Annotated in this window: 18 protein-coding genes; 13 read left to right on the top strand and 5 right to left on the bottom strand. The window is 67.9% G+C overall.

Annotation, left to right across the window (positions count from 1 at the left end; genetic code table 11):
• The first annotated feature begins 270 nt into the window (after window positions 1-270).
• The 11 genes from xanC (at window position 271) to fabG (ending at window position 8,162) form a co-directional block, all read left to right on the top strand.
• On the top strand, window positions 271-540 hold the full coding sequence (gene xanC, locus VZ068_RS20250; protein ID WP_349657765.1) for a xanthomonadin biosynthesis acyl carrier protein XanC: 270 nt from the start codon (window positions 271-273) through the stop codon (window positions 538-540).
• 37 nt (window positions 541-577) lie between these two features.
• Window positions 578-1,261: a ketosynthase gene (locus tag VZ068_RS20245; protein ID WP_349657764.1), complete on the top strand. Its 684-nt coding sequence runs from the start codon at window positions 578-580 to the stop codon at window positions 1,259-1,261.
• Window positions 1,262-1,313: 52 nt separating this feature from the next.
• Entirely contained in the window at window positions 1,314-2,063 is a 750-nt protein-coding gene (locus tag VZ068_RS20240) for a lysophospholipid acyltransferase family protein (RefSeq protein ID WP_046962408.1), read from the top strand.
• 71 nt (window positions 2,064-2,134) lie between these two features.
• Window positions 2,135-2,362: a hypothetical protein gene (locus VZ068_RS20235; protein WP_259167163.1), complete on the top strand. Its 228-nt coding sequence runs from the start codon at window positions 2,135-2,137 to the stop codon at window positions 2,360-2,362.
• Complete coding sequence (locus VZ068_RS20230) at window positions 2,359-3,333, top strand: acyltransferase (protein ID WP_349656306.1); 975 nt, start codon at window positions 2,359-2,361, stop codon at window positions 3,331-3,333. Before VZ068_RS20235 ends, VZ068_RS20230 begins: the two co-directional genes overlap by 4 nt.
• Complete coding sequence (locus tag VZ068_RS20225) at window positions 3,257-3,904, top strand: LolA-related protein (RefSeq protein ID WP_326521144.1); 648 nt, start codon at window positions 3,257-3,259, stop codon at window positions 3,902-3,904. Before VZ068_RS20230 ends, VZ068_RS20225 begins: the two co-directional genes overlap by 77 nt.
• Window positions 3,905-4,034: 130 nt before the next feature.
• Window positions 4,035-4,259, top strand: a complete 225-nt coding sequence (locus VZ068_RS20220; protein ID WP_259167162.1) for a hypothetical protein — start codon at window positions 4,035-4,037, stop codon at window positions 4,257-4,259.
• A complete protein-coding gene (locus VZ068_RS20215; RefSeq protein ID WP_349656305.1) occupies window positions 4,249-4,473 on the top strand; it encodes a hypothetical protein in 225 nt (74 codons plus the stop codon). The genes VZ068_RS20220 and VZ068_RS20215 overlap by 11 nt, the downstream gene beginning before the upstream one ends.
• Entirely contained in the window at window positions 4,463-6,829 is a 2,367-nt protein-coding gene (locus tag VZ068_RS20210; protein ID WP_349656304.1) for an MMPL family transporter, read from the top strand. The genes VZ068_RS20215 and VZ068_RS20210 overlap by 11 nt, the downstream gene beginning before the upstream one ends.
• Window positions 6,816-7,256, top strand: a complete 441-nt coding sequence (locus tag VZ068_RS20205; RefSeq protein WP_349656303.1) for a phosphotransferase — start codon at window positions 6,816-6,818, stop codon at window positions 7,254-7,256. Before VZ068_RS20210 ends, VZ068_RS20205 begins: the two co-directional genes overlap by 14 nt.
• A 168-nt stretch (window positions 7,257-7,424) precedes the next feature.
• Window positions 7,425-8,162, top strand: coding sequence for a 3-oxoacyl-ACP reductase FabG (gene fabG / locus VZ068_RS20200; protein WP_349656302.1), 738 nt, complete (start codon window positions 7,425-7,427; stop codon window positions 8,160-8,162).
• Here fabG and VZ068_RS20195 read toward each other — a convergent pair.
• From VZ068_RS20195 to VZ068_RS20175, 5 genes are read right to left on the bottom strand one after another with little or no spacing between them, the layout of a single operon-like run.
• On the bottom strand, window positions 8,159-8,620 hold the full coding sequence (locus tag VZ068_RS20195; RefSeq protein ID WP_349656301.1) for a hypothetical protein: 462 nt from the start codon (window positions 8,618-8,620) through the stop codon (window positions 8,159-8,161). The genes fabG and VZ068_RS20195 overlap by 4 nt on opposite strands.
• Window positions 8,621-8,646: 26 nt before the next feature.
• Complete coding sequence (locus VZ068_RS20190) at window positions 8,647-10,269, bottom strand: NAD(P)/FAD-dependent oxidoreductase (protein ID WP_349656300.1); 1,623 nt, start codon at window positions 10,267-10,269, stop codon at window positions 8,647-8,649.
• Window positions 10,266-11,087 carry a glycosyltransferase family 2 protein gene (locus tag VZ068_RS20185; protein WP_259157357.1) on the bottom strand — a complete coding sequence of 274 codons (822 nt, stop codon included), beginning with the start codon at window positions 11,085-11,087 and terminating at the stop codon, window positions 10,266-10,268. Before VZ068_RS20185 ends, VZ068_RS20190 begins: the two co-directional genes overlap by 4 nt.
• On the bottom strand, window positions 11,084-11,857 hold the full coding sequence (locus tag VZ068_RS20180) for a beta-ketoacyl synthase chain length factor (protein ID WP_259157356.1): 774 nt from the start codon (window positions 11,855-11,857) through the stop codon (window positions 11,084-11,086). Before VZ068_RS20180 ends, VZ068_RS20185 begins: the two co-directional genes overlap by 4 nt.
• A complete protein-coding gene (locus VZ068_RS20175) occupies window positions 11,857-13,053 on the bottom strand; it encodes a beta-ketoacyl-[acyl-carrier-protein] synthase family protein (RefSeq protein WP_349656299.1) in 1,197 nt (398 codons plus the stop codon). Before VZ068_RS20175 ends, VZ068_RS20180 begins: the two co-directional genes overlap by 1 nt.
• Before the next feature lie 218 nt (window positions 13,054-13,271).
• On the opposite strand from VZ068_RS20175, the gene VZ068_RS20170 reads away from it, so the two are divergent.
• The gene (locus VZ068_RS20170) at window positions 13,272-13,532 is read left to right on the top strand and encodes a YcgL domain-containing protein (protein WP_259157354.1); all 261 of its coding nucleotides are present in this window, start codon (window positions 13,272-13,274) and stop codon (window positions 13,530-13,532) included.
• Complete coding sequence (locus VZ068_RS20165) at window positions 13,525-16,845, top strand: ankyrin repeat domain-containing protein (RefSeq protein WP_349656298.1); 3,321 nt, start codon at window positions 13,525-13,527, stop codon at window positions 16,843-16,845. The genes VZ068_RS20170 and VZ068_RS20165 overlap by 8 nt, the downstream gene beginning before the upstream one ends.

Genomic DNA, 16,845 nt, shown 5'->3' with positions numbered 1-16,845 from the left:
GAGCGTCATGCAGTCATGATAGCCTGACCGGCGGCCCGGACAGGTATGCCGGCCGCCGAATTGCTGTTGCAGAACGATCGCCACTCTCGACAATGCGGCCGCAAGGCCGGCGTGGCGGGTGTTCGGAATCGGCCGGCACGGCAACGTACACTGTCCGTGCCCCGCAGCATCGCCCAAGCCGACCTGACGGTTGTCTGCGCCGCTGTGGTGGTTGTCCTGAAATCCCTCGCTCTGACTCTGTCGCCCGACCCTCACCTGGAAGCTCTCTGGATGTCCTCGCAAACCGCTGCCGAACGTGAACTGGCCGAACTCCTGGTCGAAAGTCTGAACCTGGAAGACGTCCAGCCCGCCGACATCGACCCGGAGGCGCCCCTGTTCAATACCGGGTTGGGACTGGATTCGATCGACGCGCTGGAACTGGCGCTGGCGATCAGCAAGCACTATGGCTTCCAGCTGCGCTCTGACAACGACGAGAACCGTCGCATCTTCGCGTCGCTGCGCGCATTGTCGGCGCATGTCGAAGCCAACAAGACCGTCTGAGGTTCCGACCGCCGCGCCAGGCGATGCGCCCCCGTGGGTGCTGGGGCTGGCCGTTTTGCTGGCGGTGGCGTATTCGCCGCTGGCGCATTGGGCCAACGCCAGCCATCGCCCGGAGCTTGCCGTCATCGCCGGTGCCTTGCTGGTGCTGACGGTGCTGATCGAACCGATGGCCGCGCGCCGGGCCTGGGCCTGGGTGCTTGCTGCGCTGACCCTGCTGGGCCTGGGCGCGTTGTGGCACTCGCCGTACGCGATGCTGGTACTGGCCGCGCCGCCGGTGGTATTTACCGGCTGGGTCGCCTGGTTCTTCGGCCGCAGCCTGCGCCGTGGGCGCACGCCGCTGATCACGCGCATTGTCGAGGGGCTGTATCGCCAGGCCGGCATGCCGATCACGACCGAGCAATACCGCTACACGCGCCGCCTCACCCTGGCCTGGGCGCTGCTGTTGTGCGCGCTGACCCTGCTCAACCTGGTGCTTGGCCTGTGCGCCGAGCCCAGCGGGGTGCTGGCGCAACTGGGCTACGCCTCGCCGCTGCCGATCAGCGATGAACGCGCCTCGCTGTTCGCCAATTTGCTGGTGTACGGCGTGGTTGGCGGGTTCTTTGTTGGGGAATACCTATTGCGCGGGCGCTGGTTTCCGCAGCGTCCCTATCGTAATCTGCCAGACTTCTTGCGCCAGATGTCGCGGCTCGGGCCGGACTTCTGGCGCGATCTGCTGCGCTGAGTGCGTGGCCAGGGCAGCGACGTACGTGCACAGTTTCGGGGACAAGACAAAAATGCCGTTGGCAAGGATGCCGTCGCGCCTGGCGTGGGGTGTGTTCAATCTGCTGCAATTGGCGTTCACGCTGACGTTCACCGCCGGCGGGATCGTGTATGCGTTGGCGTTGCTGGCGATCACCCGCGATGCCGATCGCCTGTTGCGCATGGGCAGCTGGATGTGGGCGCCGGTGCTGTTTCGCGGTGCGGGCGCCAGGGTGATCGTGGAAGGGCGTGAGCGTGTCGACTGGTCCAGGAACTATCTGTTCGTCAGCAACCACCAGTCCATCATCGATATCTGCGCCCTGTTCCACGCCCTGCCGGTGCCGCTGCGCTTCCTGCTCAAGGAAGAAATGCTCAAGGTGCCGTTCGTGAACTGGTATGCGCGCGCCACCGGCATGCTGTTCCTGGACCGCGACAGCCGTCGCGCCGGTGCACTGGTGCGCCGCCAGGCGGCCGCGCTGTTGCGTGAAGGCAAACAGTTGTGTCTGTTTCCCGAAGGCACCCGTAGCCGCAGCGGCGCATTATTGCCATTCAAGGCCGGGCTACTGCAGGCCGCTATCGATGCTGGCGTCCAGGTTGTCCCCGTGGCGCTGGACGGCTGCGGCAAGGTGCTGCCCGTGGATGGCGTGTTCAGGGTGCGTCCCGGCATCATCCGCGTACGCATCGGCGAGCCGATCGCGGTCACCGGGCCGGATGCGCCGGATCGCCAACAATTGACCGAGCAGGCACACAAGGCCGTGGCTGCAATGCTTCAACCCAGGATCTGAGTTCCGCGCTTATGGATTTCGTCGTGCCGCATGATCATCCCTGCCTGCCCGGGCACTTTCCGGGTCGCCCCGTGGTGCCTGGCGTGGTCGTGCTCGACCATGTGCTGCAGGCTGTGGAAGCGCTGCATGGCCCGCGCGCTGCGGCACGGCTGCCGCAGGTGAAGTTCGTGCAGCCGTTGCTGCCCGGCCAGACCGCGTCGGTCGTGCTGGAAGGCGAGGGCCCGCGCTGGCGCTTTCGCGTGCAGCGTGCCGGCCAGATGCTGGTCAGCGGCGAACTGGTGGCGGAGGCGGTGCAATGAGCAGTCAGTGGAAGCAACGCCCGGAAGGCGGCGGACGTTTCGCGCTGTGGCTGATCCGTGGCATCGCCCAGCACGCCGGACGCGCGGTGGGGCGCGCGCTGTTGTACCCGATCACGCTGTACTTCCTGGTGGTGCGTGCGCCCGAACGTAGCGCCTCGCGTGCCTATCTGACCCGCGTGCTGGATCGCCCGGCCACGCTGCGCGATGTGGCGCGGCATATCCATACGTTTGCGTCGACTATCCTGGACCGCGTGTACATGCTGTGCGGGCAGATGCAGCGCTTCCGCGTCGACATCACCGGGCTGGATCAGCTGCACACGCAGATGGACCGCGGCCGCGGCGTGCTGATTTTCGGCTCGCACCTGGGCAGCTTCGATGCGCTGCGCGTGCTGGCCACCGAGCGGCCGGACGTGCAGGTCAAGGTGGTGCTGGACAAGGCCCACAATCGCGCAATGACCGACCTGCTGGGCGCACTGAACCCGCAGCTGGCCGCCAACATCATCGATGCCGGCATGGATGCGACCTCGATCGTCATGGCGATCAAGGACGCCACCGATGCCGGCGCGCTGGTGGCGCTGCTGATCGATCGCCCGCGCGAAGGCGACCCGGCGTTGCCGGCGATGTTCCTCGGCCGCAACGCGATGTTCCCGACCTCGCCGTGGCTGATCGCCGCCGCGCTCAAGGTGCCGGTGGTGCTGGCGTTCGGCCTGTATCGCGGCGGCAACCATTACGAGCTGGCGTTCGAGACCTTCAGCGAAGGCCTGGACGTGCCGCGCAGGCAACGTGCGCCGGTGCTTGCCGTGCTCATGCGCGATTACGCCGCCAGGCTGGAACATTACACACGCTACGCGCCGTACAACTGGTTCAACTTCTACGATTTCTGGAACACTCACCATGCCGATGCGCCGCACCCTGCCGTGGATGCTGATACTGCTGTTCAGCGCCGCACCGCTATGCGCCGCACCGCCTGAGACGCTGGACGTCGGCCAGGTGCTGCAGCGCCTGGCCCGCCCGGCCCCGGTCAGTACCGAGTTCGTCGAACTGCGCGGTTCTGCGCTACTGAAGACGCCGTTGCGCGTGCAGGGCCATTACCGCCGCCCGGATGCGCAGACGCTGGTGCGCGAGGTCAGTGCGCCGTATCGCGAAACCACCACCTTGCGGGGCGACGAAGGCGTGCTCGAACGCGAGGGCAAACCGCCGCGCAAGTTCGCGTTGAGCCGCGTGCCCGAACTGGCCGGTTTGAAGTCCGGCTTCGGTGCGCTGTTGTCGGGAGATCGCGCGTTGCTGGAGCAGCAGTATCGCCTCGGTGGGCAAGGCACGGCGCAGGTCTGGCAGCTGACCCTGCAGCCCAAGGACGCCGCAGTGGCCAAGCAGGTGCGCGAACTGCGTCTCTACGGCAGCACCGATGAGCTGCGCTGCATCGAAAGCGTGCCAGCCAAGGGCGACGTGCAACGCACGCTGCTGGCCAGCGCGGCACGTGCGGCGGCCGGCGTCAGCGATACCGCAGCGCTGACCGCGCTCTGTCACGGTTCGGGCGCGTGACCACGCGCGGGCAGGTCTCGCTAGCCGTCGTCAAAATCGCCAGATCGTGTGCTTGCTGCCAAGGTGTCGCAGTACTGCTGGCCGGTACGGTTCGCAGCGCCGACGTCGCCCATTGCAGCGAGGCGGGTGCATGCCGTTTGAATTGAACGCAAACCGCCGCATTGGCCTGGCCTTGCTGTGGCTGGCGGTGCTGGTGGTGGCCGGGTTCTGGCTGAGCGAGACGCTCAAGGTCACCGGCGATCTGCGAAAATTCATGCCCGCCCTCCGCAGAAAGAAAACGCCGAAGTGGCCCGATGCCGCGCGCGCGGCCGGTGGACGTCCAGCCATTGCAGTGAGGCGGTCGCATGCCGTTTGAATTGAACGCAAACCGCCGCATTGGCCTGGCCTTGCTGTGGCTGGCGCTGCTGGTGGTGGCCGGGTTCTGGCTGAGCGAGACGCTCAAGGTCACTGGCGATCTGCGAAAATTCATGCCCGCCCTCCGTAGAAAGAAAACGCCGAAGTGGCCCGATGCCGCGCGCGCGGCCGGTGGACGTCCAGCCATTGCAGTGAGGCGGTTGCATGCCCTTTGAATTGAACGCAAACCGCCGCATTGGCCTGGCCTTGCTGTGGCTGGCGCTGCTGGTGGTGGCCGGGTTCTGGCTGAGCGAGACGCTCAAGGTCACCGGCGATCTGCGAAAATTCATGCCTGCCCCGCGTACGCCGGCGCAAAAACTGCTGATCGAAGAGCTGGGCGAAGGCCCGGGGTCGCGGCTGTTGCTGATGGCCTTGTCCAATAGCGACCCGGCCATCCTGGCCGAGCAATCGCAACGGTTGCAGCAGGCACTGGCCGCGCAGCCGGCGCTGTTCGAGTTGGTCGGTAATGGCGGCACTGCCGGATTGGAGGCGATTCCGGAGCGCTTGCTGCCGTATCGCTACCTGCTGAGCGACAGTTTCGACACCGCAGCGCTGGATGCGGCGACGCTTGAAGCTGCGTTGCAGTCGCGCGTGCAGGATCTGGGCTCGCCGGCAGCGGCGATGGTGGAGCCGCTGCTGCCGCGCGACCCGACGCTGGAAGTGCTGCATCTGGCCGAGACCCTGCAGCCGGCGGCCGCCCCGCAAACGCGCAATGGGGTGTGGTTCGATCGCGCCGGTACCTCGGCCCTGCTGATCGTGCAGACGCATGCGGCCGGCTTCGATCCTACCGGCCAGCAGCTGGCCTACGACGCCGTGCAGGCGGCGTTCGCCAAGGTCAGCAAGGGCACCACGACGCAGCTGACCTTGACCGGCCCGGGCGCATTCGCGGTGGAGATCACCGCGCGCACCCAGGGCGAGTCGCAATGGATCGGCACGCTGGATACGGTGGGTCTGGTGCTGTTGCTGATGATCGCCTACCGCAGCTGGAAGATTCCGGTGCTGGGCGTGTTGCCGCTGGCGAGCGCGGGGCTGGCCGGCCTGGGCGCGGTGGCACTGCTGTTCGACGGCGTGCACGGGATCACCGTGGCATTCGGCTTCACGTTGATCGGCGTGGTGCAGGATTACCCGATCCACCTGTTCAGCCATCAACGTCCCGGCCTGGATCCGCGCGAGAACGCGCGGCATTTGTGGCCGACGCTGGCGACCGGCGTGGTGTCCACCTGCATTGCGTATGTGACCTTTCTGTTTTCAGGCGTGGATGGCCTGCGCCAGCTGGCGGTGTTCACCATTGCCGGCCTGGCCACTGCAGCGGTGACCACGCGTTGGCTGTTGCCGTGGCTGATCGACCCGGCCCCGCGCGACTACGCCGATTCGCGCCTGTTGGCTGGGCTGTGGCGCGGCATCGCGCGCTTGCCGCGGCCACGCATCAGCCTTGCAGTGATCGCGGTGATCGGCATTGCGGTGATCGCTTTGGCGCCCGGCCAGTTCTGGCAGAACGACCTGTCCAAACTCACTCCGGTGCCGCCCAAGGCATTGGCGCAGGACACCCGCTTGCGTCAGGAGCTGGGTGCGCCCGATGTGCGTTACGTGCTTGCGCTGTCTGCGGCCAGCGATGAGGCGGCGCTGCAGGCCAGCGAGCGCCTGCGGCCGCGGCTGGATGCGCTGGTGCGCGACGGTGCCCTGACCGGCTACGACATGGCCGCGCGGTATCTGCCCAGTGCCAAGACCCAGCAGGCGCGTCAGGCGCGGTTGCCGGATGCGGCGCAGGCACGCACGCTGACCGAGCGCGCGGTGGCGGCCACGCCATTCCGCAGCGATGCGTTTGCGCCATTCCTGCAGGATCTGGATGCCGCCAAGCGTGCGCCGCCGCTGCTGCCGAAGGATCTGACCGGCTCGCCGCTGGCCACGTCGGTGGGCGGCCTGCTATTGGGGCGCGGCGATCGTACGACTGCCCTGGTGTCGCTGACCGGCCTGCATGATCCGGCGCTGTTGGCTGCGGCGGTGCAGGGCAGCGGCGCGCAATTGCTGGACCTCAAGGACGCGTCCGAATCGCTGGTGGCCGCCTACCGCGGCCGGGTGCTGGGGGCGCTCGGTGTGGCGGCGTTGCTGCTTGCAGTGACGGTGGCGATCGCGTTGCGCAATCCGCGCCGTATCGTGCGTGTGCTGTTGCCGATGGCGCTGACCACCGTGCTGATCCTGGCGATCCTGCGCGGCATCGGCGTGGAGCTCAACCTGTTCCATCTGATCGCGCTGATTCTGGCCGCAGGCCTGGGCCTGGATTACGCCTTGTTCTTCGATCATGCCGGCGACGATCATGCCGATCAGCTGCGCACGCTGCATGCGTTGATCGTCTGCAGCCTGATGACATTGCTGGTGTTCGCGCTGCTGGCCGCCTCCAGCATCCCGGTGCTGCGCGCGATCGGCAGCACGGTGGCCTTGGGCGTGTTGTTCAATTTCATCCTGGCGTTGCTGGTGTCGCGCGAGCCGGCACTGGAGCGCACACCCAGTGGAGCATCGCATGCAGGGACGTGACGCAATTGCCGCCTTGATCCCGCACCAGGGCAGCATGTGCCTGTGGGAAGAGTTAGTCGACTGGGATGCGCAGCGGATCGTGTTGCGCAGTCACGCGCATTGCAGCGACATGCATCCGCTGCGTGCCGATGGACGTCTGCGCGCGGTGCATCTGTGCGAATACGGCGCGCAGGCCATGGCGGTGCATGGCGGCCTGTTGGGTCGCGAATCCGGCAAGCCGGTGCGCCCTGGCATGCTGGTCGCGTTGCGCGGCGTAGAGTTGCACGTGACCCATCTGGACGCGTTGCCCGATGCCATCGAGTGCGAAGCGCAGGTGCTGATGCAGGGCGAGGACAGCCAGCAATACAGCTTTCGTCTGAGCCACGGCGATCAGTTGCTCGCCGAAGGGCGCGCCACGGTGATGCTGGGCGCCGCGCAGGCCCTGTAGGAGCGCGCTTGCGCGCGATGAAGCGTTACCGCTGAAGCCGCATCGCGCGCAAGCGCGCTCCTACAAGATGCGGGCGATCAATGCGGGCGATCTATTCCTGCGCCTGCTGCGAGTGGTTAGGATGAGGCTCTTTCCGCCGTCGTGTCTGCGGCTTTTATCGAGGCTTTCATGAGCACATCCATTCCACAGCGCCGCGCCCTCGTCAGCGGCGGCAGCGGCGATCTTGGTGGTGCGATCTGCCGTCAGTTGGCGGCGCAGGGTCGCCATGTGATCGTGCATGCCAACCGCAATATCGCCCGCGCCGATGAAGTGGTCGCAGCGATCGTGGCCGACGGCGGCAGCGCCGAAGCGGTGGCCTTCGATGTGGCCGATGCGCAGGCCAGCGGTGCGGCGCTCGAGCGCCTGCTGGACGCCGGCCCGATCCAGATCGTGGTCAATAACGCCGGCATCCACGACGACGCGCCGATGGCTGGCATGAACGCTGCCCAGTGGCATCGGGTCATCGATGTGTCGCTGCATGGATTCTTCAATGTGACCCAGCCCTTGCTGTTGCCGATGGCGCGCACGCGCTGGGGCCGCATCGTCAGCGTGTCGTCGGTGGCGGCGGTGCTGGGTAACCGCGGGCAGACCAACTACGCCGCAGCCAAGGCGGCGCTGCACGGTGCCAGCAAGTCGCTGTCGCGCGAGATGGCCAGCCGCGGTATCGCGGTCAACGTGGTGGCGCCGGGCGTGATCGAAGGCGAGATGGTCGGCGAAAGCTTCGCGCCGGACATCATCAAGCAGATGGTGCCGGCCGGCCGCGTGGGCAAGCCCGAGGAAGTGGCCGCACTGGTCGCGTTTCTGTGCTCGGAGTCCGCCGGTTACATCAATGGCCAGGTCATCGGCATCAATGGCGGAATGGGCTAGACCGCATCGAAGTTGATGTAGCTGCATTCGCCATGCATCACGGATGCCTTGGTAATAAGCACCTCATCTCCAGCCCGACTAAGCGTATGGATGTATTCCGGATGCCCTGAAGAAGTCTTGAGGAATGTATAGACCTCGGCAGTCTTACCAGGATAAACAACCAGCACGGACACCGAGCTAGTGCCGCGACTCAGAAGCATGACCTTTGCTCCCTCCTCGCGAGCTGAAACTATCTCCTTACGTACATCTACATACGTCAGGTCGTAGTCATCCCCATGCTTTGACAGTTTGGTCAGGCCATCCGTAATCTTTTCATCGTTCCAGCCACTGTCTTTTGCCGTGATGATGCCTGTCTCGGCGTAATAGCCCTTTCCTGACGGATTCGAGCATGCAGCAATTTCCCCCGCGTACGTCGGCGCACTAAGCGCAAGCAAGGTTACGAAGTAGCCAAGTTTCATCCACGCATCTCTGCACATCATAAAATTCACGCCGCGTCGGCGTACCACGTCGCCGTCAGGATCGCCTCGCCGCTGGCGTTGGCGGTCAGGGCGTCCAGGCCATGGTCGGGCAACTCCGGGTGGCGGTGGCGTGCCTGCTGCAGGATCTCCCGGGCCAGCACCGCCATTTGCGCCACGTTGGTGTGGATGCGTGCGGCGAAGGCCTCATCGTCCAGGATGTCGTGCAAGGCGCCATTGAGTTCGTTGAACCAGCCGATCAGATATTGGTCCAGCAGGCGGCCACCACCGGTGGCGATGCCCTGTGCGGTGTTGTGCACGCCCCAGTCGTGCAGCACGCGCTGCATGGACAGGTTCAGATCGCGCGCATACAGAAAATCCGCCTTCATGCGCGACAACAGGCTCAGGTCGGCGATGCGTCCGGAGCAGAACAACGGCGCCAGCAACGACCAGTAGTAGGTGTAATCCCAGATCACCTTGACCGGCATGACCTGTTCGTCGCCGAACAAGGCGTACTGATCCTGGTACAGGGTCAGGGTGTTGTCGTAGAACGAGAAATACAGTTGCTCATACAGCTCGGTATACGGGCTGAGCGACCTGCCGGCGCGATCGCGGCCGATCAGTTCGCAGATATAGGTGTTGGAGATGGCGATGAAGTCGCTGCCGGGCGAATAGAACGGATCCAGGAACAGGCCCGCCTCGCCGGTCAGCGCCCAGCGCTGCGACGAGAACACCTGCTTGCAGCCATACGAAAACTTGCGCAGGAACAGAAAGTCCTGCAGTCGGTAGTCGGCCTTGTCCAGCGATGCGGCGACCTGCGGTTGATGCAGGCGCAGCCAGCCCATGGCTTTTTCGTGCGTGTTCATGGTCTCCAGCGGGTGCATCTGCGCATCGCAGACGATGCCCAGCGAATGCGCGCCCGACGACAGCGGGATCAACCAGAACCAGTAACCCGGCCCGCACATGTGGTTGGTGGAACGCCAGCGGTCCGGCGGTGTGCAGCGTTGCAGCCAGCTGCTGTCCTGCGACCAGCCGTTAGGGTCGATCAGGCCCTCCACGCGCCACCACACTGCATTGGCGTTATGCGCGTTGTCCTGTGCCAGATCCAGCTTGCGCTTGAGCAGGCCGGCGCGGCCACTGGCATCGACCACCCAGCGCGCGCTCAGCGTGCCCGGCTCGCCGGCATGCTCGTAGCGCACCGCGTGGTCGGCGGTGTCGTCGGACAGGTCCACACCCTTGACGCTGCAGTTGTCGAGGAAACTGATGCCCAGTGCGCGTGCGCGCTCGCCGAGGAAATTCTCGAAGCGACCGCGGTCGATCTGCCACGACGGCGTCGGCAGGATCTGGCTGACGCCCAGCTCGGTGCAGCGGTCGATGTCCTCGCGCTTGTCGGAGAAGAAAAAGCGGAAACCGAACTTGCGGATCTGCTCGGTCTCCAGATGCTCGCGCAGGCCCAGCACGTCGGCGAAATAATGCGCGCCGATTTCCACCGTGGATTCGCCCACCTTGAATGCCGCCTCGCGCACCGGGTGCGCACGGCGCTCTAGCACGGTGATCGCAAGCTCCGGGTCGCGTTGCTTCAGTTGCAGGGCCAGGCTCAGACCGGCCAGGCCACCCCCGGTGATGACGACATCGGCACGCTGTGCATTCATGGGGATGGGTCGCTCTTGGTAGGCGAGGGCACAGTAGCAAATTCGGCGTCGGCATCGTCGATCAACACCGGGTTGGCGCGCACGTTGCGGTACTCGCGCCAGATGTGGCCATAGGCCCACACCTGCTTGACCACATGCGAGGTGATTTCCCAAAGATCGCGCACCAGCCGGAAATGGCTCTTGCGGAAGGTGCCCGGCGCGCTGCCGGCGTAGCGGGTTTCGATCGGCACCGCGACCACGCGCGCGCCGGCCTGGCGGGCGGCGGAAATCAGCAGCTGCGCTTCGAACACGAAGCCTTCGCCGGGCACGTCGGGCAGGGTGAACACCGAGGCCGGATACAGCCGTTGGCCGCTCTGGCTGTCCACCAGGCGAAAGCCGCAGGCCCAGGCGATGCCCCAGTCGCCGAAGTCGTTGCCGATCCGGCGGATGGTCGGCTGGGTGGCGCGCTTGCGCATGCGCGCACCGACGATCACGCAGCCGGGGTGGCGGTTGGCCGCGGCCAGCAGGCGCGGGAAGTCGGCGGCCTTGTGCTGGCCATCGCCATCCATGGTCATCACCGCGCGCATGCCCATCTGCTGCGCCTGCGCAAAGCCGCTGCGCAACGCGGCGCCCTTGCCCATGCGCTGCGGATGGCGGATCAGGCGCACCGGCAGATCGGCGATGCAATCGGCGGTGCCATCGTCGGAGCCATCGTCGATCACGATCACATGCGAGCAGTAGGTCAAGGCATCGGTGACCACTTCGCGGATGCGCAATGCCTCGTTCAGGGCGGGCACCAGAATCGCGGTGTCCTCGCGGGTCAACGGCACCCGGCTCATCGCTGCAGCTCCACGCGCAGCACGCGGCCAGGGCCGGCATACAGCGCAGCGCTGTCGCCGTGGCCGGCCAGCAGCGCAAACAGCGGCAGCATCGGCGCCATCGCATTGCCTGCGACATGGTGCGCCAGCGCGCCATCATCGGGAGACGGCGCGCCATCGTCCAGCCGCGCCTGCAGCTGCGGTTTGCCGGCCTGGCCGGCGCGGCCCAGCACCAGCGCGCCACCGAGCAGGCCCTGGCTGGGCGAGATGCGGCCAAGCGGCCCCACCGAGCGTGCGTCGTAGCCGGCCAGCAGCACCGCATCGACGCCGGCGGTGAGTTGCACCAGCGCTTCCAGCAGGCCCTGCGCAAAACTGGCGGCGTGGGCGCTGATCGCCGTGGCCGGGGTCATCGCACCGGCGCCGATGGTCCAGTAGCCTGCCGCGGCGTTGTGCACCGAGTTGTGGAACTTGGTCGGCGAGATCGCCAGCGGGTCGCTGGCCAGCGTGGTGCACATGTAATCGGTGATGGCCAGATCGCCGTGTGTGGAAGTGAACACCGACGGCAGGCTGGCGGGGTCGCGGCCGGCGGCCGTGCAGGCGGCCAGTGCGGCTTCCAGCGACACCGCCACCGTATCGGGCGCGCGGCGGCGCTCGTTGGCGGCCAGCAGTTGCGGTGCCGGACGCGTGGGCGTCTCCTGCAGCGGGGCGCCGTGCACGAACGCATGCGCCGCTTCCCAGGTTGGCAGGCCCTGGGTCCAGAAACCGATCCCTTCGATGGTGGCGGTCAGCATCAGCGTGCCCGCCCGAACAGCAGCGAACAGTTGTTGCCGCCAAAACCGAAGGAGTTGTTCATTGCGTAATCGATCCGGGAATGGGCGTTGTCGAAGCGGATCTGCGGACCGCAGGCGGGGTCGGGCACGGCACTGTTGAGCGTGCCCGGCAGCACGCCGTCGCGCAGCGCCAGCAGCGCGATCACCGACTCGACGATGCCGGCCGCGCCCAGGGTGTGGCCGGTCCAGGCCTTGGTCGAACTGGCGTGCAAGGTGTCCGGGAAGATCGCCGCCACCGCTGCCGCTTCCACGCTGTCGTTGGCCGGCGTGGCGGTGCCATGCAGATTCAGATAGCCCACCGCTGATGCGTCCAGGCCGGCGCGTTCGAGCGCGCCGCGCATCGCCAGCTGCGCGCCCAGGCCCTGCGGATGCGGGGCGGACATGTGGTGCGCATCGCTGGATTCGCCGTAGCCGTACAGCCATAGCGTCGCCTCCGGGGCGGCGGCGGTGCGTTCGACCAGCGCAAAGCCACCGGCTTCGCCCAGGCTCAGGCCGACCCGACGCGCGTCGAACGGCTGGCACGGTTCGGGCGCGACCACCTGCAGCGAGTTGAAGCCGAACAGCACGCTGCCGCACAAGGTGTCCACGCCGCCGACCAGCGCCGCGTCGATCACCCCGGCGTCGATCAGCCGCGCCGCCTGGGCGAAGACCTTGGCGCTGGACGAACAGGCGGTGGCCACGGTCACGCTGGGGCCGCGCAGGCCGGTGGCGTGCTGGACGAAGTCGCCCAGCGAATGCGGAGTGTGCACGATGGGGCGGGCCAGATCGTCCGGAAACCGCGCGCCGTCGGCGTCGTCGACCAGCCGCGTATAGGCCTCTTCGCTGGCGCCGATGCTGGAGGTGGAAGTGCCGATGATCACCGCCACGCGCTCGGCGCCGTAGCGCTGGGCGGCTGCCTGCACGGCGTCGGCCATGCCGTCCTGCTGCAGGGCCAGCCAGGCCAGCCGGTTGTTGCGGCAGTCCCAGCCTTGCAGCGCATCGGGCAGCACGACTGCTTCCACGCCGTCGACGCGGCCGATCCAGCACGGCAGCGGTTGCGGTCCGAAATCGTTGTAACGCAGGCCGCTGCGACGCGACTGCAGGGCGGCGGCCTGGGCCGCGAGCCCAGCGCCGAGCGCGGTGGTGGAGGTGTAGGCGGTGACGGCGACCGGGGCCATCTGGGACGAATGCTGCGCTTGGCTCACGATGGTCTGGCTGGCAAAAAGTGCTCGCAGTATATCGGCGGCGTGCGCCGGCCCCGTCGACGGCGCAACTGAACGCGCCGGTCATGTCGCTGACGTGGCTGGGATTTTTCGCAGCGGCCGCGCTTTCGCCGTCGCCGCAATTGGGACACAATCGACGCGACCTACCGCTCTTAGAGCGCGATCACGCGCGCATGCACGCCTACGTCTATAAAAGCCAACGCAAGCAGGACACCTTCGTCTACCTGGCCACGCGCGACGACTTCTCCGGTCTTCCCGCTGCCGTGCACGCGCAGTTGGCGCCATTCGCATTCGTGCTGGAGGTGGCGTTGACGCCTGAGCGCCGCCTGGCGCAGGCCGATGTGGCAACCGTGCGCGAAGCGCTCGGCAAGCACGGGTTCTACCTGCAGCTGCCCAAGACGGTGGTGCTGGCGGGCGAGTGCGACTATGACTGAGCCGCAGCGTGCCGCGCGAGTGCGCGCCGCAGCGCTGGCAGGTGCAGCCGGCGTGGTGTTGTCCCTGCTCGGTGGCCTTGGCGGCGCCGTTGCTGCGGTAAGCCTGTGGCTGGCGCAGCCGGCCTTTGCACTGGCGGTGTCGTGGGCGCGCGGCACCCGCGCGCTGGCGACGCAGCCGCGCGCCATCGCGCAGGCGTTGCCGCCGTTGCTGGCGATCTGGGGCGTCGGCCTGCTCGCCTTGGCGGCATTGATCAGCTGGCCGCTGACCGCGCTGCGCGACAGCGGCAGCCTAGCCGCAGCGTTGGCCCTGAGCGTGGCCGTGAGCGCCGCCTTGCTGGGCCTGTGGCGCACCTGGCCGTTGTGGGGCGAGGTGGAACGCGACGGTGGCGCGCTGGCGCCACGCTGGCACGCGCTGGCCACGCAGGAATTGCATGCCTGGCGCGGCCTGCTGGCGGCCGCCCTGGTGCTGGCGGTGTGCACCGTGGTGGTGGCGCTAGCCTGGCCGGGCTGGTTGTCCGGCGGCCTGCGCTGGGGCCTGGCGATTGCCGCCAGCGCGCTGCTGCCCGCCGCCCATCTGCTGCTGCAACGCACCGCCGCACCGGCGCGCAGCGATGCGCCAGTGGCCAGGCAGGCTGCCGATTTCTTCTCCGAAGCGGCCGCCGAACCGCGCCCGCTGGAGCCGGTCGCCCAGCATCAGCTGGTGCCCGAATTGTTCGAAGCCGCGCGTAGCGGCCGGGTGGACCGCGCGCTGCAGTTGCTGGAGGCCGGCGCCGACCCGCAGGCGATGCCGCTGCCGGAATGGCGCGACCAGCGCAGCCTGCCGGCGCTGGCCGCGGTGCTGCCGGATCTGCGCCTGCTGCGCGAGCTGATCGTGCGCCGCGTGGACGTCAACCAGCCGCATCGCGGCATGACGCCGCTGCTGGCCGCCACCCGCGACAGCTGGCATGGCCGCCCGGATGCGGTGATGACCCTGCTGGCCAACGGTGCCGACCCGCGTTCCACCGACAACGACGGCAATACCCCGCTGCATCACGCCGTACGCAGTTCCGACCCGGGCGTGGCTGCGTTGCTGCGCGATGCCGCCGCCGAACTGGACGCGCTCAACAACGAAGGTCACTCGCCGCTGGCGATGGCCTGCCAGGTCGGCAACTGGCGGCTGGCGAAATTTCTGCTGGAACGCGGTGCCCACTCCGAGCCGGACGGCGGTGCGCCGGTGTTGCTAGCCGCGGCCGGCACCGAAGAGGACGACCCGGCCGGCGTGCAGTTGCTGCTCAAGCACAAGGCGCGGGTGGATGCGCGCGACCGCCAGCGGCGTAGCGCCCTGCACGAAGCGGCGCTGGCCGGCCACGGCGACATCGTCGAGGCGCTGTTGTCGGCCGGCGCCAACCTGGAAGCGCGCGATCTGCTCGGCCGCACGCCGTGGCTGGACGCGGCGCGTCAGGCGCGCAGTGCGGTGCTCGAACGCCTGGTCGCGCGCAAGGCCGATGTGCTGGCCACCGACGGCGACGGCCGCAATGCGGTGATGCTGGCTTGCGCCGCCGACAGCGTGTCGCCGGCCTTGATCCGCCGTCTGCTCGATCTGCAGGTGCCGGCCGACAGCGTCGATGTGCATGGCCGTCGCGCAGTGGACGTGGCAGCCGAAGCCGGGCGTTGGGCGATCGTGCAACTGCTCGACCCCAGCTATCCCGTGCCGGCCGCCGTCAGCGATGCGCACGGCGATACCCCCGGCGTTGCGGTGCTGCCCGATCGCCCGCCGTTGGTGTTGTTGCGCGAAGGCCTGCAGTTCGGCCAACGCGATGGCCTGGACGCGCTGGCGCGGCTATGCGCCCCGGAAGAACTCGGCGGCCTGCTGCATGACGCGCATCTGGCGCTCAACGCCGATGCGGTGGACTGGCTGCTGCGCCACGGCGCCGATGCCGAGATGCGCGATGCCTGCGGCGACGTGCCGATGTTTGCGCTGCTCTCGCGCGGCGTGGAAGCGGTGCCGGCGCTGCAGGTGCTGCTGCGTCACGGCGTGTCGCCGGCCGGTGCGGGCGGCCTGACCCGGCTGCTCAGCGCCTGCGTGCAGCACGATGCCGCCTCGCGCGGGCTGGAACAGTTCGCACTGGAGTTGCTCGAACGCGGCGCCGACCCGTTTGCGCCGTCGGCAGCCGGCGACCCGCCGTTGTCGCTGGCCGTGCGGCTGGGCTGGTTGCGCCTGCAGCAGTGGTTGCTGGAACACGGCGTGGACCGCGAGGCCCGCGACAGCCACGGCATGACCGCGCTGCATCTGGCGACCGCGCTTGGTCGGGACGCCTCGCTGAAATTGCTGGTCAAGCAGGGCGCCTCGCCGGAAGCGCGGGCCGCCGACGGGCAGACCCCGCTGGGCGTGGCGTTGTCGATCGGCCGGCGCGATCTGGCCGACTGGCTGGACTGGCGGATCTGGTCGCTGCCAGGCCGCACGCTGCGCGAAGCGGACGTGCCGGCGGCAGCGATGACCGGCGACACCGATGCGGTGCGGCGGCTGATCGACCTCGGCCTGCCGGTGGATGCCGTCGACGCCCAGGGCTGCACCGCGCTGCTGCGTGCGGCCGGTGGCGGCCACCTGGGTGTGGTCGCGCATCTGCTCGGCCGCGGCGCCGATCCGCAACGCGCGGCCAACAGCGGCGCCACGCCGTTGTCGGCGGCGGTGAGCATGCGCCAGACCGACATCGTCGCCGCACTGTTGCAGGCCGGCGCGCAGATCGAACATCGCCTGCCGGGCGGAGTGACCGTGCTGATGCTGGCCTGCGCGCTTGGCCTGCCGGACATCGTGGCGCGCCTGCTCACGGCTGCAGCCGACGTGCACGCCACCGACAATCAGGGGCTGGCACCGCTGCACTGCGCGGCGCTGTACGGCTTCACCGCGCGCGACACCACCCGTCTGCTGGCGTTGCTGGACACCTTGTTGCTGGCCGGCGCCGACCCGGATGCGCTGGCCGGTGGGCGAGTCAGCCCGTTGCTGTTGTTGCTGGGCGCGCGCGCCGAACCGGGCACCGCCTGCGACGAAAAGGTGGTGCTGGCCGGCGTCGAACGCCTGCTCGATGAAGACGTCTCGCTCGATGTGGCCGATCAGCGCGGCTTCGGCCCGCTGCATCTGGCCGCACTGCACGGCCTGCCGCTGCTGGTACAGCGCCTGCTGCGTGCAGGCGCCGACGCCGACCGCCGCGACGCGCTCAACCGCACCCCGCGCGAGATCGCCATCATGCGCGGCTTCATCGATGTGGCCGGCCAGTTCGAACCGGCGCTGCCGGGCGTGTCCTCGATGGCGCGCTTCCTGCGCGAAGGCCGCTGA

Origin of the sequence: Xanthomonas sp. 10-10, assembly GCF_040182365.1 — a bacterium.
Classification (GTDB): Bacteria; Pseudomonadota; Gammaproteobacteria; order Xanthomonadales; family Xanthomonadaceae; genus Xanthomonas; species Xanthomonas arboricola_F.
The sequence above is the reverse complement of the archived record's forward strand: the minus strand, read 5'-3'. Positions and strand labels throughout refer to the sequence as shown.

Coding starts and splice junctions, on each gene's coding strand:
- xanC (WP_349657765.1), top strand. CDS start 271: ATGTCCTCGCAAACCGCTGCCGAACGTGAACTGGCCGAACTCCTGGTC.
- VZ068_RS20240 (WP_046962408.1), top strand. CDS start 1,314: ATGCCGTTGGCAAGGATGCCGTCGCGCCTGGCGTGGGGTGTGTTCAAT.
- VZ068_RS20230 (WP_349656306.1), top strand. CDS start 2,359: ATGAGCAGTCAGTGGAAGCAACGCCCGGAAGGCGGCGGACGTTTCGCG.
- VZ068_RS20225 (WP_326521144.1), top strand. CDS start 3,257: ATGCCGATGCGCCGCACCCTGCCGTGGATGCTGATACTGCTGTTCAGC.
- VZ068_RS20220 (WP_259167162.1), top strand. CDS start 4,035: ATGCCGTTTGAATTGAACGCAAACCGCCGCATTGGCCTGGCCTTGCTG.
- VZ068_RS20215 (WP_349656305.1), top strand. CDS start 4,249: ATGCCGTTTGAATTGAACGCAAACCGCCGCATTGGCCTGGCCTTGCTG.
- VZ068_RS20210 (WP_349656304.1), top strand. CDS start 4,463: ATGCCCTTTGAATTGAACGCAAACCGCCGCATTGGCCTGGCCTTGCTG.
- VZ068_RS20205 (WP_349656303.1), top strand. CDS start 6,816: ATGCAGGGACGTGACGCAATTGCCGCCTTGATCCCGCACCAGGGCAGC.
- fabG (WP_349656302.1), top strand. CDS start 7,425: ATGAGCACATCCATTCCACAGCGCCGCGCCCTCGTCAGCGGCGGCAGC.
- VZ068_RS20195 (WP_349656301.1), bottom strand. CDS start 8,620: ATGAAACTTGGCTACTTCGTAACCTTGCTTGCGCTTAGTGCGCCGACG.
- VZ068_RS20190 (WP_349656300.1), bottom strand. CDS start 10,269: ATGAATGCACAGCGTGCCGATGTCGTCATCACCGGGGGTGGCCTGGCC.
- VZ068_RS20185 (WP_259157357.1), bottom strand. CDS start 11,087: ATGAGCCGGGTGCCGTTGACCCGCGAGGACACCGCGATTCTGGTGCCC.
- VZ068_RS20180 (WP_259157356.1), bottom strand. CDS start 11,857: ATGCTGACCGCCACCATCGAAGGGATCGGTTTCTGGACCCAGGGCCTG.
- VZ068_RS20175 (WP_349656299.1), bottom strand. CDS start 13,053: ATGGCCCCGGTCGCCGTCACCGCCTACACCTCCACCACCGCGCTCGGC.
- VZ068_RS20170 (WP_259157354.1), top strand. CDS start 13,272: ATGCACGCCTACGTCTATAAAAGCCAACGCAAGCAGGACACCTTCGTC.
- VZ068_RS20165 (WP_349656298.1), top strand. CDS start 13,525: ATGACTGAGCCGCAGCGTGCCGCGCGAGTGCGCGCCGCAGCGCTGGCA.